Raw genomic sequence first — 14,882 nt, 5'->3', positions numbered from 1 at the left:
TTTAAGGGGCTCCCCACTCCGGGCGGACCTCGCCGAGATTGCGTGGGGCGTCGATCAGGTGGTCCTGGGTGTCGGCGTAGTTACCCCGGTGGGTCGTGCCGCGGCGCACCTCGATCTCGGCGATCCAGCCGACCCGTCGTCCGGCCCTGGCGCGGACCAGGTCGCCCTCCGACAGGCGAGTCCACTGGTCCTCGGCCATGCCGTACGCCCTGAGCTCGCGGCCCCGGCCCTCGTCGATGGCGCACCAGTAGACGTACTTCACGCGGTTCTCGCTGCCGCCCGACTGGCGTCTGCGCAGGCGTACGATCTGGCCCTCGATCCAGGTCTGGCCGGTCAGGTCGAGCAGGGCGCGGACGGCGGGCACGGCGGCGATCGCGAGGCCCACGGCGAAGCCGCCCGGCTGGGTCAGGGCGCGCGGCCACAGGTCGAACGCCGACAGGACGATCAGCACGATCCACGTCCAGAAGCCTGCGAAGAAGCCGGCCGCCAGGCCACGGCCCACGGTGTGCAGCGGCGGCCGGCCCCAGATGAGCCGCGACGGGTAGCGCACGTCCACCGCGTGCCACATGCCGCCGAAGTCGGACCAGGCCCGGCGGTCGTCGGCGGGCACGCTCACCGGCAGGCTGCGGACCGCGCGCGGCGCGAGCCCGAGAGCGGCCGCGTACGCCAGGGGACGGCCCCAGATGGTCACGCTCGCCGCGGGCTTCTCGGCGTAGCGCGCGTTCGACAGCGTCTCGCGTACGCCCAGCCAATGACCCGCCGTCTGGACGCCCAGGTCGGTGCCGCGCTCGCCGTTGAGCCGGCCGGCCAGGTAGACCAGCGCGGCGTAAGCCAGGATGCCCGCGCCGATGCCGCCGTCGTGTTCGGGGTCGGCCACGGTGACCGCGACGGCGACCAGCGCGGCGGGCACCAGCGCGGACGCGAACAGCAGCGTCGCGTGCGCGCGGCTCCAGCGGGCCCGGGACAGTCCCCGCTGCCGGGCGTCGGCGATGACCTTCTTGCGGAAGCTCTTCCACCAGCGGCCCAGGTTGCGCGAGCCCTCGGCCAGCGCGCCGGTGGCCACGACGCCGTCGCGCGCGAGTGAGCGCACGTGGTCGTAGACGAGTTGTTCGTACGGGTTCAGCCCCTCGGCGTGGTGCAGGCGTACCAGGGACAATTCCGGCCCGACCTCCTCGATCTGCACGGCGCCCCGCGCGGCGAGGTCGAGCAGGGTGGCGGAGGCGGCCTCGTCGCACAGGCGCCAGTCACCGGTGATGAGGTCGACCACGGCGGGCGGCTCGTCCGTGAGCGGGGCGCCGGGCCGGCCGGGGGTGATGGCCGGGGTGCGGGTCGCGATCGCCAGCGCCAGCAGGAGCAGCGCCCACAACGCCGCGGCGGCGGCCGAGACGGCGAACCAGACGGTCATCAGAACCGCACCTGTACGGGCCCGCGCTCCTCGCCCGGTGCCTGGAAGTACTCGCGGGGGGTGAACCCGCTCATGCCCGCGATGAAGTTGGCCGGAACGGTCTGGATCGCGTTGCTGTAGGTGAGGACGGCGTCGTTGTAGTACTGGCGGGAGTAGGCGATCCGGTTCTCGGTGGTGGCCAGTTCCTCCTGGAGCTCGGCGAAGTTCTGGCTGGCCTTGAGGTTGGGATAGGACTCGGCGACCGCGAACAGGGTCTTCAGCGCGCCGGTCAGCGCGTTCTCGGCGCCGGCCATCTCGGCGGGGGTGTGCGCGCCGAGGGCCTGCGCGCGGGCGGCCGTGACGGCGGTGAGCGTCTGCCGCTCATGGCCGGCGTAGCCGCGGACGACCTCCACCAGGTTGGGCACCAGATCGTGGCGGCGCTTGAGCTGCACATCGACCTGGGCCCAGGCGTTCTCGACGGCGTTGCGCTTGTGTACTAATCCGTTGTAGATCGAGATGAAGAGGAGGGCGGCCAGCAGGACGAGTACGGCGAAAACGCCACCAAAGACGATCATCACTTGGGTCTCCCTGACGTGTCACTGAGCATGCTCCATGTGAACAAATCAGGCTTGCAACCGGCTGTACGTCAGGCGAAGAGCGCGCGCCCCCAGTAATCGCCCGCGTCACGCATCCCCGGCGGGCACGCCCAGAGCCCGCTGGAGATGTGCTTGATGTACTCGTTGAGGCTGTCGGTCTTGGCCAGACGCATCTGCACCGGCACGAACTGCTTGCGCGGATCGCGCTGGTAGGCGATGAAGAACAGCCCGGCGTCGAGGCGGCCGAGCCCGTCGGAGCCGTCCACGAAGTTGTAGCCCCTGCGCAGCAGGCGCGCGCCGCCGTTCGTGGTGGGGTGCGCCAGCCTGACATGGGCGTCGTTCTTGATGAGCGGCAGGCCGTCCCCGCCCTTGGCCGCGAAGTCCGGCGTGTCGAACTCCGCCTTCTTACCCATCGGGGCACCCACGCCCTTGTCGCGGCCGAAGATCGCCTCCTGCTCGCCCAGCGACGTCCTGTCCCAGGTCTCGACCATCATGCGGATCTTCCTGGTGACCATGTAGCTGCCGCCGGTCATCCAGGCGGGGCCGTCCTGGGCGCCCACCCACAGCTGCTGGCGCAGCAGCTCGACGTCCTCCAGCTTGAGGTTGTTCGTGCCGTCCTTGAAGCCCATCAGGTTGCGCGGCGTCGCCTGGGCGCGCGAGGTGGAGGACGTACGGCCGAAGCCGAGCTGGGACCAGCGGACCGACACCTTGCCGAAGCCGATCCTGGCCAGGTTGCGGATGGCGTGCACGGCGACCTGGGGATCGTGCGCGCACGCCTGCACGCAGATGTCGCCACCGGATATTTCCGGAATGAGCTGTTCACCAGGGAATTTCGGGAGATCGGCGAGCGCGGCCGGCCGCTTGCCCGCCAGCCCGAACCGGTCGTCGAACAGCGACGGCCCGAAGCCGATCGTCAGCGTCAGCCCGGAGGCGGGCAGGCCGAGCGCCTCGCCCGTGTCGTCGGGCGCGGCCTCGGGGACCCCGCCCACTGTCCCGAACGTGCCCGCCTCCTTGCCCTGCACCAGCCTGGCGGCGGCGGCCGTCCACTCCTGCATCAGTTCGACCAGCTCGGCCCGCTTGTCGGTGGTCACGTCGAAGGAGACGAAGTGCAGCCGGTCCTGGGCGGGGGTGACGATGCCCGCCTGGTGTTCGCCGTAGAAGGAGACGGGATCGGAGATCGAGGCCGCGTGCGCGACCGTCGGCTCCTCGACCAGCGCGCGCGTGGCCACAGCCCCGGCGCCGACGGCGGCCGCCCCCGCCGCGCCCAGGCCGAACAGTTTCCTGCGGCTCATGCGATCACTCATGATCTCGCCTTCCCTACTTCGTGATGGCCGGGGCGATCTTGCTGATCGGCTCGGCCAGCGCGTTGATCGCGTCCGACAGCGCCTTCAGCTCGGCCTTGGACAGCTCGTTGTGCAGCTGCCAGCCGTCGCCCTTCTGGTGCTTGCCCAGCGCGGCCTCGGCCGCGGCGAACTTCTCGTCCAACGTCTTGACCAGGTCGGGCGCGCGCTCCTCCAGCACGGGACGGAGCGCCTGTACGGCGGCCTTGGAGCCCTGGAGGTTGGCGTCGAAGTCCCACAGGTCGGTGTGCGACCAGGTGTCCTCCTCGCCGGTGATCTTGCCGGTGGCGACCTCGTCGAGCAGCTCCTTGGCGCCGTTGGCCAGGTTGAGCGGGGTCAGCTCGGCGGCGTTCGACTTCTCCACGATGGTCTTGACGTCGGCGATCAGCTTGTCGGCCACCGGGCCGTCCTTGCTGATGTCCTTGGTGATCCAGAGATCCTTCTCGATCTTGTGGAAGCCGGTCCACTTCTCGCCGGCCGCCAGGTCGGCCTCGCGGGCGTCGATCGCCGGGTCGAGGTCGCCGAAGATCTCCGCGACCGGCTCGATCCGCTCCCAGTACGTACGCGAGACCGGGAAGAGCTCCTTGGCCTTGGCGCTGTCGCCCGCCTTGACCGCGTCGACGAACTCCTGTGTCTTGACCAGCAGCGTGTCGCTCTGCGTCTTGATGTAGCGCTTGTAGCTGGCGGTGGCCTCGGCCAGCTTGGCGTCGGAGCTGAGCGCCTTGTGCTCGCCCGTCACCTTGAGCGCGTTACGCAGGCCCTTGCCCACCATGCCGGGCTTGCAGACCGTCTCGTACGCCCCGGCGGGCAGCTCGGCGATGACCTCGCGGGTCAGGCCAGGCACGATGTTCTCGACCTCGGCCATGACGCGGTCGCCCGGCGCGTACACGTAGAACTCGGTGACCTTGGTGCCGCCGTTGGTGATCGTGAACGTACTGGTGCCCGCGGGCACCTCGGCGGCGGCGACCTTGCACTCGGTGTCGGAGGCGGCCACGCTGATCTTCCCCGGCTTGGCCGGCGCGGCGGAGTCGGGCGTGGCCGGAGTTCCCGAGCCGCAGGCGGCCAGGGATAGCGCACCGAACACCAAGGCGAGGCCGCGGGTGGTGGAGTTAAGCATGATGCTCCTGTTCAGGCCGAGCTGGTGGTGGTTGGTGCCGGTGCGGGGGTGCGCTGGGGGCGCAGGAAGAGGAAGAGGGTGGGCACGAGGTAGAGGACCCAGGCCAGGGCCTCCAGCACGCTCGGCTGCGGGGTGATGTTGAGCATCCCGGCGAGCAGCGCGCCCCACCAGGAGTCGGCGGGCAGGATCGCGCTGATGTCGAAGGCGTAGGTGCTCAGGCCCGGCAGGATGTTGGCCTCCTGCAGGTCGTGCACGCCGTACTTGAAGATGCCGGCGGCCACCAGGATCAGCAGCAGGCCCGTCCAGGTGAAGAACTTGGTGAGGTTGATCTTCAGGGCGCTGCGGTAGATGCCCCAGCCGATCGCCACCGAGGTGAGCAGGCCCAGGCTGATGCCGATGAGCGGCGTCGCGGTGGTGGTGGCGCCCTGGACGGAGGCGAAGAACAGCAACGCCGTCTCCAGCCCCTCGCGGGCCACGGCCAGGAAGGCCATCACGACCACGGCGAGCGAGCCCATCTGGAGCGCGTCCGTGAGCTTGCCGCGCAGCTCCTTGGAGAGCGCGCGGGCCGTGCGGCGCATCCAGAAGATCATCCAGGTGACGAACACCACGGCCAGCAGCGAGGTGATCGCGTCGAACAGCTCCTGTCCCGTGTGGTCCAGGTGGGCGGCCGTGAACGTCAGCAGCGCGCCGAAGCCGATCGACAGGGCGAGAGCGGCGATGACACCGGTCCACACCTGTGGCAGCTTGTCCTTGCGGTCACTTTTGACCAGGAAGGCGATCAGGACCGAGACGACGAGTGTCGCCTCCAGTCCTTCCCGCAGTCCTATGAGATAGCTGGCGAACACCGGTGCTCCTGCGCTGTAGGAAAGGCTTACCTAAATTAGGGCAGGTGAACCCTACCTAATGCAAGCGCGGCATCGGACAAAAGGTGATGCTCTTCACCTTCTTGCCCGTGGGGCGACGCTGTATAGGCTGTGCTGGTGGTCCATGGAGGCTGGGGCGGTGGGCGATTACTGGCGGTCAGCGACCTCCATGTGGCCTTCCCCGACAACAGAGCCGTCGTCGAGAAGATCTTGCCGTCCTCGGACGACGACTGGCTGCTGATCGCGGGAGATGTCGCGGAGCGGTTCGCCGACATCGAATGGGCGCTGACGCTGCTCAAGGGCCGGTTCGCCGCGGTCGTCTGGGCGCCGGGCAACCACGAGTTGTGGACACCGCGCGAGGATCCGGTCCAGTTGCGGGGCGAGCACCGCTACCTCGCCTTGGTGGAGATGTGCCGGGGCCTCGGCGTGCTGACGCCGGAGGATCCTTATCCGATCTGGCGCGGGCTCGGCGGTCCGGTGACCGTCGCGCCGCTGTTCCTGCTGTACGACTACACCTTCGGCGCGAACGGCCAGGGCAAGTGGCCGGCGCTGCAACGGGCACACGAGGCGGGCGTCGTCTGTACGGACGAGTATCTGCTGCACCCCGACCCGTACCCGACGCGCGACGCCTGGTGCCGGGCGCGGCTCGCGGAGACCAGGCGCCGCCTCGGCGAGCGGGATCCGCGCCTGCCGACCGTCCTCGTCAACCACTATCCGCTCGTCCGCGAGCCGACTCTGATCCTGCGGCACCCGGAGTTCGCCCTGTGGTGCGGGACCGAGGCGACCGCCGACTGGCACCTGCTCTATGACGCGGTCGCGGTCGTCTACGGACACCTGCACATCCCTCGCACGACGTACCACGACGGTGTGCGCTTCGAAGAGGTCTCTCTGGGCTACCCGCGCGAGTGGGGCCCGCGCAAACGCACCGGCGGCCCGGTCAGGACCATACTTCCAGCCCCGGAGTGAAGATGATCGAGCAGATCCTCCCCGCGACGGTCGAGGCGTACGACACCTTCGAAGACCCGCCCGGGACGATGCTCTTCCCGGAGGAGGAACAGCTGATCAAGCGGGCGGTGGAGAAGCGGCGCAGGGAGTTCACGACGGCGCGGCTGTGTGCCAGGAAGGCGATGGAGCGCCTGGGCATCGCGCCGGTGCCCGTGCTGTCGGGGCTGCGCGGCGAGCCGCTGTGGCCGCTGGGCGTCATCGGGAGCATCACCCACTGCGCCGGCTACCGGGCCGCCGCGCTCGCCCAGGCCGTGGGGACGATCGGCATCGACGGCGAGCCCAACGAGCCGCTCGCCGAAGGCGTCGTGGAGGCCGTCTCGCTGCCGCAGGAGCGCGAGATGCTCCGCCGCCTCGCCGCCGAGCATCCGGCGGTGTGCTGGGACCGGCTGCTGTTCAGCGCCAAGGAGACGGTGTACAAAGCGTGGTTCCCGCTGGCGCAGCGGTGGCTCGACTTCCAGGACGCGCGGATCTCGGTGGACCCGGTGCGGCGTACGTTCAGCGCGCACCTGCTGGTTCTCGGGCCCCGCTGGCAGGGGCGGCGGCTGGGTGGCTTCACCGGCCGGTGGATGACCGGCGACGGCCTGATCTTGACCGCCATCGCCATCCTGGCCCCGGAGGCGTGAGGTTTCGTCGACAACCCTTAATTTCCTACCAAATGTGTGGGATAATGAAGCGCATGAGCTTGGATCGGACGCGCTCATCGAGCGAGCGTGCTGAGACGCCGCTGAACGCCGCCATCATGGCCGGCCGCTGGATTCGGTCCGCGGCCGTCGACGACGAGCGCGGCCGGCACTGGCGGGCCAACCCCGACCCCCGGGGCAAGTCGGCCCTCGCTCCCGAACCGGCCTCGCTCTACGCGGGGGCGGCGGGCATCGTGCTGTTCTTCCTGGAGCTCGCCGCCGCGACGGGCCACGAGGCGTACCTGGACGACGCCCGCGCGGGCGCCGGCTATCTCGCCGAGACGTGGGGGAAGCAGACCAGCCTGTCGCTCTATCACGGGCTGTCCGGCACCGTGGTCGCGCTCGCCGAGGCCGGCTGGGTGCTCGGGGACGGCCGGTTCGAGGAGGCCGCCGTGGCCGCTGCCGACCGGATCGTCCGCTCCGCCCGCCCCCTCGACGGTGGCCCCGGCTGGTCGCGGGATCCCGCGCAGAGCGGCGACGGCGGCGTGGTGCTCGGCCTGCTGCACGCGTCCTCGATGCTCGGCGTACCCGCCTACCTGGACCTCGCTGTCGAGGCGGGGGCCCGCATCGCCCGCCTGGCCGTTCCCGGCCACCGGTTCGGGCCGCTCGACGACGGGTGCCCGCCGGCCGGATTCGGCGGCGGGAGCCTGCCAGGCGGGCAGACCTGGTCCGGCGGTGGGAGCCTGGCGGACGGGGAGATCTGGCCCGGCGACTCCGCCGACCTGCCGGGGAGGCTCGGCGACGTGGCCGGTGGCCGGGCCGATCTGCCGGTGGACGCTGTCACGCCGGGCTTCCTGTCCGGTACGGCGGGCACGGCGTTCCTGCTCGCCCGCCTGTACGGCATCACCGGCGACCCGCTCTTCCTCGACGCGGCGCGCCGAGGGGCCGGCTTCGTCCGGATGGTCAGCGTCGTGGCCGGGCGGTGCGCCGCCGTGCCGCACCACGTGCCGCAGGGCCGGGGGCTGCACTACCTGGGCTTCTGTTCGGGCTCGGCCGGGGTGGCGCGGCTGTTCTACGAGCTGTACCGGGTCACGGGGGAGGCCGACGACCTGGCCTGGTGCGAGCGGCTGGCGCACGGCATCGTGGAGAGCGGCGTCCCGCACCGGCGCACCCCCGGGTTCTGGAACGTCTCCTGCCAGTGCTGCGGCACGGCCGGGCTGGTGGAGCTGTTCGTCGGGCTGTGGGCGGCGACGGGGCGCAAGTCGTACCTGGACTTCGCCGGGGTGCTGGCCGAGCACCTGATCGGCCGCGCGGTCGACCACGACGGGCGCGGACTGCGGTGGTACCAGGCGTATCGGCGGCTGCGTCCCGGCGAGGTGTCGGCGGACACGGGCTACATGGTCGGCGCGGCGGGCATCGGCGCGGCGCTCCTGCACCTGGACGCGGCCCTGCAGGGCGACCAGGCCCGCCGCGTGATCCTGCTCCCCGACAACCCGTTCCCGGCCATCCCCGTCCCCGCGCACCGCCTGAACAAGGGCAACGACCCGGCATAGCCCGGACGTCCCGCGCTCGAATGTCCCGCGTCCGGACCTCCCGCGTCCGGACCTCCCGCGTCCGGACCTCCGGGCTCGGGCCACCCCCCGGGATCTCCGGGCTGGAGCACCCCCGGACCCTCGGGCCACCCCCAGGTTGGCGGAGCGGTGATCGCCTGCGGGGTGGCGAGGGGCGGTCTGGTGGCGAGGGGCGCGGGGCGGGAGGCGCGAGGTGGGGTGGGGCGGGGGTCAGGTCGTGGAGGCCAGGGGTGCGACCGTGCGCAGTCGCTCGAAGTTGGCGACGTACTGGCGGTACATGTCCGGGTCGGTGAGCCGCAGCAGGGTCTCGTCGTTGCGGCGGAGCGAGGTCTCGATGTAGTTGTGGCTGCCCGTCAGCACCACGTGCGCGTGGGCGTCGTCGGCGAAGGAGCCCTCGACGAGCAGGTACTTGGAGTGGATCCGGCCGGGCAGCGCGTCACCGGTGCCCAGGGTGCGCAGCTCGATCCGGGGCTCGGCCAGCAGCAACTGCTTGACCTCGTCGTCCATGATGCCGTAGACGATCTTGACCGAGCAGCCCTGGGCGGCCAGCGCGCGTAGCTTCTGGGGGATGGCGATGCGGTAGGTGTCCCATTCCGACATGCCGACGCGGATCTTCGTGCCGGGAGTGCAGCGGACCTTGCCGAGGTTCTCGGCGACGGTGTCGGTGGTGACGTCCGTCCCGGCGCGGGGGAAGAACCAGACCCGGCCGGAACGGGTCGTGGTGATGCGGTAGTAGTCCGGGTTCTTCCGCTCCGCCGCCAGATCCTGGAAGTAGCTGTCGTACGCCCGGTACAACTGCTTGTCGCCGGGGAGGACGACCGCGTTGTTCCAGTACGTCGAGGAGTTCAGGTCGGTGAGGTTGGCCGACGACTGCACCACCACGTCGGAGGCGCCGCCGGTCCGCGAGAACAGGTAGAACTTGTTGTGCTGGCCCTTGCTGCCGATGCAGGCCGCCGTGCCGCCCGACGGCGGGCCGGTGCAGACGTGCAGCCAGGAGCCCGCGGAGATGTCCGTGCCGAGTGCGGCCGACAACTGCGACGCCACGGTCGCGCCGCGCGCGTCGCCGTCCAGGATCACCCGCACCTCGACCCCGCGCTGATGCGCCTTGATCAGCTCGCCGGCGAAGTCCGTGCCCGCCTGGCCGGACATGACGAAGTGGGCGACCTGGATCCGGGCGCCGGCCGGGGTCTGGTGGATCAGGCCGCAGAGACGCCGGACGATGGCGGCCGCGTCGCCTCCCACGGGGTCGTTGAAGACCGCGCCCTTGGTGACCGGCGCGTCCGGCGCGTCCGCGCAGGTGGCGGCGCTGGCCGAGGCCGGACCGCCCACCGCCGGACCGCCCACGGCCGGCGTGGTCGCGGTCGGGCTGCCCGCGGCCACCGCCACGCCGGCCGCGGCTGGGCCGCCCCCGGCCAGCGTGGCGGCCAGTACGGCGACCCCCACCAGGGCGGACAGGAATCGGTTCGACATCGATCGCTCCTTCACGAGGCGGACGGAGCCGAGCCGTCCGCCGGGGGGGTCGTCAGGACGGGTCGGTCTCGGGGAAATGGCAGGCCACGGGGTGGGCGGTGCCGCGGTCGAGCAGCACCGGCTCCTCGTCGCGGCATCGATCCTGGGCCAGCCGGCAGCGGGTGCGGAAACGGCAGCCTGACGGCGGGTTCAACGGCGAAGGAACATCTCCGCTCAGGACGATCTCCTGCCGCCCGCCGTCCCGCCAGTCGTCCAGGCTCGGCGCCGCCGACAGCAGAGCCCGCGTGTACGGGTGCGACGGCCGCAGGTAGACGCTCTCCTTGGCGCCGATCTCGACGATCTTGCCCAGGTACATCACCGCGACCCGGTCACAGATGTGGTGGACGACCCCCAGATCGTGGGAGATGAACAGATAGGCGACCCCCAGGTCCCGCCGCAGCTCTTCGAGCAGGTTCAGGATCTGCGCCCGGACCGACACGTCCAGCGCGGACACGGCCTCGTCGCAGACGATCAGCCGCGGGCGTACGGCCAGCGCGCGGGCGATGCTGATGCGCTGCCGCTGCCCTCCGGAGAACTGGTGCGGATACCGGCCGGCGTGCTCGGGTCGCAGGCCGACGCGGTCCAGCAGGCTCCGCACCTCCTCGTCCCACCGGTCCCGCGGCACGATCCCCGGATGGATCCGCCACGCCTCCTTGATCAGGTTGGCGACGGTCATCCGCGGGTTGAGCGAGGCGTACGGGTCCTGGAAGACGAGCTGGATGTCCTGTCGGAGCCCGCGCAGTTCCTTGGCCGGCAGGGTCGCCAGGTCGCGGCCCTCGAACAGGACCTGACCGCTGGACGGGCGTACCAGGCCGACGATGGTCCTGGCGATCGTGGACTTGCCGCAGCCGGACTCGCCGACCAGGCCCACGGTCTCCCCGGCCCGTACGTCGAGGCTCACCCCGGCCACGGCACGCACCTCGGCGCCGGCCCGGCCGAGCCCGCCGCGCAGGCGGTAGGCGGTGACCAGATCGACCAGCTCCAGCAGAGGCGGGCCGGTGCGGGACTCAGCGAGCGCCGGTGTGGACACCCGCGATCACCTCCTCGGCGAAGTGGCAGGCGCTGGCCCGGCCCGGGGCGACCTCTCGCGGTTCGGGCTCGGATTCCCGGCACCTGTCACGGGCGAACGGGCAACGGGGGTGGAAGGAGCAGCCGGCGGGCGGCGCGGTCGGATCGGGCGGCTGGCCGTCGATCGCCACCAGCGGGCCGCCGCCGTCGCGCACCGCGGGCACGGCGCGCATCAGGCCCAGCGTGTACGGGTGCGCGGGACGTTCGTACACCTGCGCCACGGTGCCCACCTCGGCGATCCGGCCCGCGTACATCACCGCCACCCGGTCGGCCGCCCGCGCGACCACCCCGAGATCGTGGCTGATGAGGATCATGCCCAGCCGGTCGGCCCGCTGGCGCTGCCGCAGCAGCCGCAGGATCTGCGCCTGGACGGTGACGTCGAGGGCGGTGGTGGGTTCGTCGGCGATGAGCAGGCGGGGGTCGAGGGCCAGCGCGATCGCGATCATGACCCGCTGGCGCATGCCGCCGGAGAAGCGGTGCGGATGGTCGTCCAGGCGCCGCGCGGCGTCCGGGATGCCCACCTGGACCATGAGCTCCGTGGCCAGGCGCCGGGACTCCGCCCGGCCGAGGCCCCGGTGCCTGCGGAACATCTCGGCGATCTGGTAGCCCACGGTCAGCGACGGGTTCAGCGCGCTCAGCGGATCCTGGAAGATCATCGCGATGCGCTCGCCGCGCAACTGCTGCCACTCCCGGTCGGAGAGCCCGGTGACGTCGCGGCCCTCGATCGCGACGCGGCCTCCGGTGACGCGGGCCCGCGGTGGCACCAGCCCCAGCAGCGCCTGCGCCGTCACGCTCTTGCCGCTGCCGGACTCGCCGACGATCGCCAGCGTCTCGCCCTCGTCGACCTGGAAGGACACCCCTCGGACCGCCCGGAGCGGCCCCTTCGGCGTGTCGAACTCCACGGCGAGGTCGTCGACCTCCAGCAGCGGGGTCACGTCTGGCGTCATCGTCACAGCTCCGTCATCGGGTCGGAGGCGTCGCGGAGCAGGTCACCGAGGATGCCGATGCTGACCACCACCAGCGCCAGCGCGGCGCCGGGCGCCGCCGCGATCCACCACGCCGACGCCAGGTAGTCGCGGCCCTGGGCGATCGTCGAGCCCCAGGAGGCCTGGGAGGGCGGAACACCGAGGCCGAGGAAGCTCAGCGAGGCCTCGGCGACCATGGTCAGGCCGATCTGCACGGTCGCCGCCACCAGCAGTGGCGGCAGGCACGACGGCAGGATGTAGTGGATCAGGATCCGCCCGTGCGAGGCGCCCATCACCCGGGCCGAGTCCACGAACTCCCGGTCGCGGACCGCGAGCGCCGAGCCTCGTACCACCCTGGCGAAGATCACCCAGCGGGTCACCGCGAGGGCGATGATCACGTTCGTCATGCTCGGGCCCAGCACGCCGGCCAGCATGATGGCGAGCAGCAGGCTGGGGAAGGCGAGCTGGATGTCGCCGAGCCGGGAGATGACCCCGTCGGCCCAGCCGCCGAAGTAGCCCGCCAGCAGCCCCATCAGCAGGCCGACCGAGCCGGCGACGACCACGGTGACCAGGGCCACGGTCAGCGAGGTACGCATCCCCGCCAGCACCGCGGCCAGGATGTCCTGGCCGACCTGGTTGGTGCCGAGCCAGGCGACGGCGCCGTCGGACAGCCGGGTCCCGGGCGGCAGCAGCCGGTCGGGCGGGCTGGTGGCTGCGGCGTCGAAGGGCACCAGCAGCGGCCCCAGCACGCCCGCCACCACGAACACCAGCACCGTCCCGAGGGCGAAGTGAGCGCGCGGCGGCAGTCCGGCGGTCCGGCCGCGGAGCTTCAGCGGCATCATGCGTTCTCCAACTGGATCCTGGGGTCGAGGTAGCCGTAGAGCACGTCGACCAGCAGGTTGAGCGTGATGTAGCAGACCGTGATCACGGTCAGGACGGCCTCGACCACGGCGTAGTCGCGGAAGGTGATGGAGTCCACGAGCAGCCTGCCGATCCCGGGCCAGGCGAAGACCACCTCGACGATGACGCCGTTGGCGATGAAGTTGCCCATGAGCAGGCCCAGCATGGTCACCACCGGGACCAGGGTGTTGCGCAGGACGTGGATGTAGAACACGACGCCGTCGCTCATCCCCTTGGCGCGGGCCGTACGGACGTAGTCCTGGTTCATCTCCTCCAGCACCCCCGTCCGCACCAGGCGGCCCAGCCACCCGACGAACGGGAGCGCGAGCGTGAAGGCGGGCAGCAGGAGGCCGGCCATCGTGCCGTCGGCCGTGCTGGGCAGGATCTGCAGTCCCCGAGCGAAGATCAGCGAGAGCATGATGCCGATCCAGAAGGGCGGCAGTGCCTGGCCGACCAGCGACGACACCGAGATCAGGCGGTCGGCCACGGAGTTCGCGTGCCGGGCCGCGTAGGAGCCCGCGAGGAAGCCCAGCACCACGGTGAACACCATGGCCCAGGCGGACAGGACCAGGGTCGGTCCGAGCCGTTCCAGGCAGGCGTCGAGAGCGCTCATGCCCTGCCGCCACGATTGGCCGAAGTCGAGGCGCAGGAGACCCTGGAGATGGTGCAGGTACTGGACCGGCAGCGGGTCGTCGAGCCCGAGCTGGGCACGGAGCCCGGCGAGCTGCTCCGATGTCGCCTGGCTGCCCAGGATCAGCTCGGCGGGGTCGCCGGGCAGCACCCGGAGGGCGACGAAGACGATGGTGATGGCGCCCCAGATCTGGAGCAGCGCCTGGGCCAGCCGGCGCCCGACGAAAGCAGTCATCTGCCGCCCCCGCTCGACGCCCGCTCCACCAGCCGGGGCGGAAAGAGGATCTTCTCCGGGGGCCCCTCCACCGGCGGCCGCTTCAGCCGCCGGAGCATGTGGTCCACGGCGGACACGGCGATCTCCGCCGCGGGCAGCTCCACCGTGGTGAGGGCGGGGATGACGTACGGCGCGAACGGATGGCCGCCGTAGCCGACCACCAGCACGTCCTCCGGGATCCGGAGACCGGCCTCGTCGGCCACCCGGTAGACGCCGAGCGCGAAATAGTCGTTGCCCGCCACGAAGGCCATCGGACGGTCCGCAGTGCGGAGCACGTCCTTGGCCAGCCGGTACGCCTCGCCCGGATCCCACGGCATCGCGCTCTGCTCCAGCCGTCTGGTCGGCACCTTGATCACGGTGTCCGGCTCCACGGGCAGCCCACTCTCGGCCATGGCCCGGCGGTAGCCCGCCACCCGGTCGGTCACCGACGACACGCCCAGGTCCTCCTCCAGGAAGCAGATCTTCCTGACGCCCCGCGCGATGGCGTGACTGGCCGCCTGGTAACCGCCCAGGACGTGGTCGACGCCCACCAGGTCGGCGTTCAGCTCGGGAACGTCCCGGCTGATCAGTACGAGCGGGACCCCGGCGGACCGGAACCGGCGCCAGTGCTCGGCGCCTTCCTGCACCGTCACCACGAGCACCCCGTCGACGCCGCGGCGCAGCAGCTCCTCGGCCGCGCGCCGCTCGTTGTCCAGGCTCTCCTCCGTCGCCATGAGCAGCAGCGAGTAGCCGTGCTTGCGGCAGTGCTGCTCCATGCCGCTGATGAGCTGCGCGTAGAACGGGTTGGACGGATTGGTGATCACCATGCCCAAGGTGCTGGCCGAGCCCAGCACCAGCGAGCGGGCCGTGACGTTGGGCACGTAGCCGAGCCGCTCCGCCTCGGCCTTGACGCGGTTCCTGGTCTCCACGCCGACGCTGTCCTTGTCGGCGAGCGCGCGCGAAACGGTGTTGACCGACACGCCGAGGCTCTCGGCGATGTCCTTCAGGGTCGTCCGGTGTCCCTCAGGCATGGTGTCCCCAGAATCGATGGAGGCGCACGG

Annotated in this window: 14 protein-coding genes; 3 read left to right on the top strand and 11 right to left on the bottom strand. The window is 71.2% G+C overall.

All coding sequences use genetic code 11. The features are described 5' to 3' along the window. Position 1: 1 nt before the first annotated feature. The 5 genes from KME78_RS02640 to efeU form a co-directional block, all read right to left on the bottom strand. Complete coding sequence (locus tag KME78_RS02640) at positions 2 to 1,405, bottom strand: DUF2207 family protein (protein ID WP_219527074.1); 1,404 nt, start codon at positions 1,403 to 1,405, stop codon at positions 2 to 4. Further along, a complete protein-coding gene (locus tag KME78_RS02635; RefSeq protein ID WP_219527202.1) occupies positions 1,405 to 1,959 on the bottom strand; it encodes a LemA family protein in 555 nt (184 codons plus the stop codon). The genes KME78_RS02640 and KME78_RS02635 overlap by 1 nt, the downstream gene beginning before the upstream one ends. Before the next feature lie 71 nt (positions 1,960 to 2,030). Further along, the gene (efeB, locus tag KME78_RS02630; RefSeq protein WP_219527073.1) at positions 2,031 to 3,284 is read right to left on the bottom strand and encodes an iron uptake transporter deferrochelatase/peroxidase subunit; all 1,254 of its coding nucleotides are present in this window, start codon (positions 3,282 to 3,284) and stop codon (positions 2,031 to 2,033) included. A gap of 13 nt (positions 3,285 to 3,297) precedes the next feature. Beyond that, complete coding sequence (efeO, locus tag KME78_RS02625) at positions 3,298 to 4,437, bottom strand: iron uptake system protein EfeO (protein ID WP_219527072.1); 1,140 nt, start codon at positions 4,435 to 4,437, stop codon at positions 3,298 to 3,300. An 11-nt stretch (positions 4,438 to 4,448) separates the two neighbouring features. Continuing rightward, entirely contained in the window at positions 4,449 to 5,282 is an 834-nt protein-coding gene (gene efeU, locus KME78_RS02620) for an iron uptake transporter permease EfeU (protein ID WP_219527071.1), read from the bottom strand. 135 nt (positions 5,283 to 5,417) lie between these two features. Here efeU and KME78_RS02615 point away from each other — a divergent pair, with 135 nt between their 5' ends. Genes KME78_RS02615 through KME78_RS02605 form a run of 3 tightly spaced genes read left to right on the top strand, consistent with a single transcriptional unit; the run spans position 5,418 to position 8,478 of the window. Then, on the top strand, positions 5,418 to 6,266 hold the full coding sequence (locus tag KME78_RS02615; RefSeq protein ID WP_219527070.1) for a metallophosphoesterase family protein: 849 nt from the start codon (positions 5,418 to 5,420) through the stop codon (positions 6,264 to 6,266). 2 nt (positions 6,267 to 6,268) lie between these two features. Next, positions 6,269 to 6,928, top strand: coding sequence for a 4'-phosphopantetheinyl transferase family protein (locus tag KME78_RS02610; protein ID WP_219527069.1), 660 nt, complete (start codon positions 6,269 to 6,271; stop codon positions 6,926 to 6,928). 53 nt (positions 6,929 to 6,981) lie between these two features. Beyond that, positions 6,982 to 8,478 (top strand): lanthionine synthetase LanC family protein, encoded by a 1,497-nt coding sequence (locus tag KME78_RS02605; RefSeq protein ID WP_281428580.1) that lies wholly within the window; start codon positions 6,982 to 6,984, stop codon positions 8,476 to 8,478. 228 nt (positions 8,479 to 8,706) lie between these two features. Here KME78_RS02605 and KME78_RS02600 read toward each other — a convergent pair whose 3' ends face one another. The 6 genes from KME78_RS02600 to KME78_RS02575 are packed head-to-tail and all read right to left on the bottom strand — an operon-like array spanning position 8,707 to position 14,852. Then, on the bottom strand, positions 8,707 to 9,966 hold the full coding sequence (locus KME78_RS02600) for a phospholipase D-like domain-containing protein (protein ID WP_219527068.1): 1,260 nt from the start codon (positions 9,964 to 9,966) through the stop codon (positions 8,707 to 8,709). A gap of 52 nt (positions 9,967 to 10,018) precedes the next feature. Beyond that, positions 10,019 to 11,035: an ABC transporter ATP-binding protein gene (locus tag KME78_RS02595; RefSeq protein WP_308126778.1), complete on the bottom strand. Its 1,017-nt coding sequence runs from the start codon at positions 11,033 to 11,035 to the stop codon at positions 10,019 to 10,021. Continuing rightward, positions 11,013 to 12,020 carry an ABC transporter ATP-binding protein gene (locus KME78_RS02590; RefSeq protein ID WP_219527067.1) on the bottom strand — a complete coding sequence of 336 codons (1,008 nt, stop codon included), beginning with the start codon at positions 12,018 to 12,020 and terminating at the stop codon, positions 11,013 to 11,015. Before KME78_RS02590 ends, KME78_RS02595 begins: the two co-directional genes overlap by 23 nt. Before the next feature lie 2 nt (positions 12,021 to 12,022). After that, the gene (locus KME78_RS02585; RefSeq protein WP_219527066.1) at positions 12,023 to 12,880 is read right to left on the bottom strand and encodes an ABC transporter permease; all 858 of its coding nucleotides are present in this window, start codon (positions 12,878 to 12,880) and stop codon (positions 12,023 to 12,025) included. Further along, positions 12,877 to 13,803, bottom strand: a complete 927-nt coding sequence (locus KME78_RS02580) for an ABC transporter permease (RefSeq protein ID WP_219527065.1) — start codon at positions 13,801 to 13,803, stop codon at positions 12,877 to 12,879. Before KME78_RS02580 ends, KME78_RS02585 begins: the two co-directional genes overlap by 4 nt. Then, positions 13,800 to 14,852, bottom strand: coding sequence for a LacI family DNA-binding transcriptional regulator (locus KME78_RS02575; RefSeq protein ID WP_219527064.1), 1,053 nt, complete (start codon positions 14,850 to 14,852; stop codon positions 13,800 to 13,802). The genes KME78_RS02580 and KME78_RS02575 overlap by 4 nt, the downstream gene beginning before the upstream one ends. Positions 14,853 to 14,882 lie beyond the last annotated feature (30 nt).

This window comes from Nonomuraea guangzhouensis (assembly GCF_019396345.1).
In the GTDB taxonomy this organism is placed as follows: Bacteria; Actinomycetota; Actinomycetes; order Streptosporangiales; family Streptosporangiaceae; genus Nonomuraea; species Nonomuraea guangzhouensis.
The sequence above is the reverse complement of the archived record's forward strand: the minus strand, read 5'-3'. Positions and strand labels throughout refer to the sequence as shown.

Coding starts and splice junctions, on each gene's coding strand:
- KME78_RS02640 (WP_219527074.1), bottom strand. CDS start 1,405: ATGACCGTCTGGTTCGCCGTCTCGGCCGCCGCCGCGGCGTTGTGGGCG.
- KME78_RS02635 (WP_219527202.1), bottom strand. CDS start 1,959: ATGATCGTCTTTGGTGGCGTTTTCGCCGTACTCGTCCTGCTGGCCGCC.
- efeB (WP_219527073.1), bottom strand. CDS start 3,284: ATGAGTGATCGCATGAGCCGCAGGAAACTGTTCGGCCTGGGCGCGGCG.
- efeO (WP_219527072.1), bottom strand. CDS start 4,437: ATGCTTAACTCCACCACCCGCGGCCTCGCCTTGGTGTTCGGTGCGCTA.
- KME78_RS02610 (WP_219527069.1), top strand. CDS start 6,269: ATGATCGAGCAGATCCTCCCCGCGACGGTCGAGGCGTACGACACCTTC.
- KME78_RS02605 (WP_281428580.1), top strand. CDS start 6,982: ATGAGCTTGGATCGGACGCGCTCATCGAGCGAGCGTGCTGAGACGCCG.
- KME78_RS02600 (WP_219527068.1), bottom strand. CDS start 9,966: ATGTCGAACCGATTCCTGTCCGCCCTGGTGGGGGTCGCCGTACTGGCC.
- KME78_RS02590 (WP_219527067.1), bottom strand. CDS start 12,020: ATGACGCCAGACGTGACCCCGCTGCTGGAGGTCGACGACCTCGCCGTG.
- KME78_RS02585 (WP_219527066.1), bottom strand. CDS start 12,880: ATGATGCCGCTGAAGCTCCGCGGCCGGACCGCCGGACTGCCGCCGCGC.
- KME78_RS02580 (WP_219527065.1), bottom strand. CDS start 13,803: ATGACTGCTTTCGTCGGGCGCCGGCTGGCCCAGGCGCTGCTCCAGATC.
- KME78_RS02575 (WP_219527064.1), bottom strand. CDS start 14,852: ATGCCTGAGGGACACCGGACGACCCTGAAGGACATCGCCGAGAGCCTC.